The sequence below is a fragment of the Parendozoicomonas sp. Alg238-R29 genome, assembly GCF_947331445.1.
Classification (GTDB): Bacteria; Pseudomonadota; Gammaproteobacteria; order Pseudomonadales; family Endozoicomonadaceae; genus Sansalvadorimonas.
In genome coordinates, this window is sequence record NZ_CAMZOG010000165.1 from 1 (window position 1) to 3,349 (window position 3,349).

Sequence of the window (3,349 nt, forward strand, 5' to 3'; positions counted from 1 at the left end):
TTCAGGTATGTTGAATCCAGATACTTAATTCTAACCGTTTGGGTAACGTTTGCTATTTTGAGTACCCTTGGCATTCCTGAAAAGACATTCCTGAAAAGACATTCCTGAAAAGACATTCCTGAAAAGACATTCCTGAAAAGACATTCCTGAAAAACAATAGAAATGTGATTACCGAGGGACTCTGTCGTTCCTGCATAACAGCCCGTTTCTATCCCAGCAAACAAAGTACCACTCCCACTATGCCTCCGACGGCTAAGTGACCTGTAACGGTTGTTTGCACCAGTGTTCCGCAATTTGCTCCATTAGCTAGTCGCACGGGCGTAAGAGAAACATTCTCAGTTAACCGACGCCTCCAGCCCAGATAATGCCTCAGGTATTTCGTGGCAACACTGTGAAAAACACCACCAATCCACCGTTTGAGGTGACTGTGATAGGCGTTCACATGCTGGATATGAAAAATACCATCAAGAACATGCTGCCCTGATGACGTCACAAGTTCTTTTAATGGAAAGCCAAGCTTGGCGGCAGCCAACTCGTGAGCGAGACTGGCATCGGCGCAAACCACAGCCGCTATTGATATACGGTCATCTAAATGTCGCACCAGCTCATCCGCGCCTTCATTTTTTAGGATGCCATCAACCGTGTGAGAGCGTCGATCTCTGGCGACCAGAATGGAATGTATCAATTGTTTGAAGGCTTGGTACTGCATAGCATGAACGAGAGCTACGCCTTCCGGATTCTTCGCCTCACGCCTCCGGCTTCAAAATTCAGGAAGCCATTGTGTTCGGCCGGGATCTGTACGGAAAACCCTTGACAGACTTCATGGACTCTGATCTGCCAAAGGTCGTTAAGGTTGATATTAAGCCAAAATACGCTGGGGACAGCAAAAGACCATCTAAATTTATTGCGCGATATTGGATTGATGGCGAACCACATATGTCAGTTTTTAAAAATGAAGCTATGAGGTGATTTATGGATAAGACAATAGACGAAGTGTATGCAAGTATTGGCCAGCAGATTGCGGGTGCAATTAAAGATTACTGGTCTGAAGCATGGCTTTTTGTCGAGTTTTTTGAAGATGCCGCTAATTTTAAAGGGGAGTATGACTCAGACTCAGAACGGAAACATTATGAAGTCCCGGATGATGTATTTGATGATTTTGATGTGCTTTACGAAATCACCACGGAGGGTGGCAGCAATCGCTGGAACCGAGCCAAGTTCACTCTCTATCCCGATGGAAAATTCAATATCGATTTCCAATGGGATCAGGCTCTGGCTGATGAGATAGCTGCTAACTCATAGCTGATCTGTGGTGGGTGGGAGATTACTCCCACCGAAGCCAGTGAGTTTGCTCAGTCCAAAGTGTTGGTACAGAACTTAAAGCCTCAGCCCAGCGGTTTTCCATCTTTTTCCATGCACCACGATTAAGATTGGAATTCATGGGCGCATAGTTTATCTGCTCTCCTGCACCATCAAAAATAGAAGCGATCAGGTGACCACCATCATCATCTGTAAGGCCATCCTTAATACCGTCTTCCTTTCCTGACTTGGTTTGCTGATAAGTATTTCTGTCTCTTGTAGAAAGGTCCAGTTCACCGGAGACACGGTTAACCCGGCCAGCCTTATCCGTTTCATAAAGATACGGCCCCACCTTGTATTTGTGGTTGATTATCAGTCTACCGTTCAACGCTTTGTTCCAGCCGCACCCGACACAGTATTGGTCAAGGCACTGGCTCAACCCCATATATGTGTGCAGCATCGAACAGGGAATATAGGGGTGTGTTAAAGCTAGCCAGGAAACTCTGCATGAACGACGTCTCCCGGGTTCTTAGCCTCGCCACTCTGGATCTCGAGATACAGGAAACTATTTTGTTTGGTCGGGATCTGTACCGAAAAAACCTGACGGTTTTATGGAAGAGGTATCGGCACTCAGGAGTGAAAAAATTCACTAGCATCGGTGGGAGTAGCCTCCCACCCTTTAGGGCAATAGATTCAGCGGGCCTAAGTAAGACCTTCCAGAGCAACAGCCCGCATTCAATTGAACTCTGGCCGCAGACTCTCCCGCATTTCTTTCAGTCTGGTAGGTGTAATAGACCAACGGGTTGCATCATCAAACTCAAAATTTATTTTTATACGGTTTCTCTTACTCTCCATCTGAACCAACAGTTGTTTAAACTTTTCACCGCACTGGAGGGCGACCTCTTCTCTCAAAAGTACTATTTTATCATCCAGCAGCAAAGGGTCATCTTCAATTTCGGCACTTGCAGGCACAACATCGTCACCAACATATATGAATCCGCTATTTGCAATGTGTCCGTCTGAAACATCAAAAACAAATGAAACCAAATCCCAATCTGACTCCATAAGATCTTCACATCTCAATACCATAGAGCCAATCTCCATGATTAGCTGATCACTTATTTTCATATATTCACCTGTACGATTTCATATCAGCCTTGGCAACTCTCTCAAAGCTCTCACCTGGAGCATTCTTAAAACGTTCTCTACGTTTGAACACAGGTTTTCGAGTGGCCGGATCTATTACACTATATTTTGCGACTATATCTGTAGGCCTTTCTGCTCCAGATGGATGTAATTCTACCTTCAGTTGAACCTCAAAACCCTCATCAGCCCAGTCCGCCCACTCATTCTCCATCTTTTTGTAGGCACTACGATTCAGGTTGGAATTTTGCGGGAACAGGTTTTTCTCACCCTGATCCGACATAAACCTGTGCCCAATTGCATGCCCACCATCATCATCTGGCAAACGAGCGTCTCCCCCCGCTTTTCGTTGCAGGCTTTTCTCTTCCTTTGACCGAGTCGAACCATAGGTCGAGTCAAGCGTCGCTTCCACCGATATAGGCCTTCCCGCTTCATCCACAGTCCAGGTTGCCCTGTTGGTGCCGTGCGTTTCCTGAATGGTTTTTCGGGTCGGCTTCTTATCTGCTTTCGGTGGTTCACTGGAGCTATAGGCTGAACCCTCAACTTCATAATCAGCCAGTGACGAACCACTGCCTTTTACACTTTGCAGGTTTTTCGGCCTTGGTGGTCGCTTCCCACGCCGTAGTTCAGCAACCTTATCAAACAGTTTGCCAACTTGTGCCAAGCGCGCCATCAGCTGCGTTTTTGTGCCCGCAGTGGTGGCAATTTTCACAGCTGCTCCGGCACCGCCGGTAACTGCAGCCAGCACAATCGTCAGTAATATTTCAAAAGCGGCGGAGCCTGCCAGCTCGGCCATTTCCAAGCTGTGCTGGGCACGGGCATAGTCTTTCGCAAACAGGATAACCAGCCGCTGACTAAGTTCGTCTTCCCACAGAAAATTAGCCAGGTCCCAGGCTTCACCAAACGC

4 protein-coding genes and 1 pseudogene are annotated in these 3,349 nt (G+C 46.9%); 1 reads left to right on the forward strand and 4 read right to left on the reverse strand.

Annotated features, from left to right (window positions below; all coding sequences use genetic code 11):
* Window positions 1–208 precede the first annotated feature (208 nt).
* Window positions 209–673 (reverse strand): annotated as a pseudogene (locus QMA35_RS21115) (IS1595 family transposase); the annotation flags it as partial.
* A gap of 299 nt (window positions 674–972) precedes the next feature.
* Here QMA35_RS21115 and QMA35_RS21120 point away from each other — a divergent pair.
* Window positions 973–1,302: an immunity protein YezG family protein gene (locus QMA35_RS21120; RefSeq protein ID WP_281649116.1), complete on the forward strand. Its 330-nt coding sequence runs from the start codon at window positions 973–975 to the stop codon at window positions 1,300–1,302.
* A 22-nt stretch (window positions 1,303–1,324) separates the two neighbouring features.
* Here the strand turns inward: QMA35_RS21120 and QMA35_RS21125 are convergent, their stop codons facing one another.
* The 3 genes from QMA35_RS21125 to QMA35_RS21135 all read right to left on the reverse strand — a co-directional run.
* Window positions 1,325–1,687 carry a DNA/RNA non-specific endonuclease gene (locus tag QMA35_RS21125; RefSeq protein WP_281649117.1) on the reverse strand — a complete coding sequence of 121 codons (363 nt, stop codon included), beginning with the start codon at window positions 1,685–1,687 and terminating at the stop codon, window positions 1,325–1,327.
* Between the two features lie 347 nt (window positions 1,688–2,034).
* The gene (locus QMA35_RS21130; protein WP_281649118.1) at window positions 2,035–2,427 is read right to left on the reverse strand and encodes a hypothetical protein; all 393 of its coding nucleotides are present in this window, start codon (window positions 2,425–2,427) and stop codon (window positions 2,035–2,037) included.
* A gap of 4 nt (window positions 2,428–2,431) precedes the next feature.
* On the reverse strand, window positions 2,432–3,349 hold a 918-nt coding region (locus tag QMA35_RS21135; protein ID WP_281649119.1), incomplete at its 5' end, for a DNA/RNA non-specific endonuclease.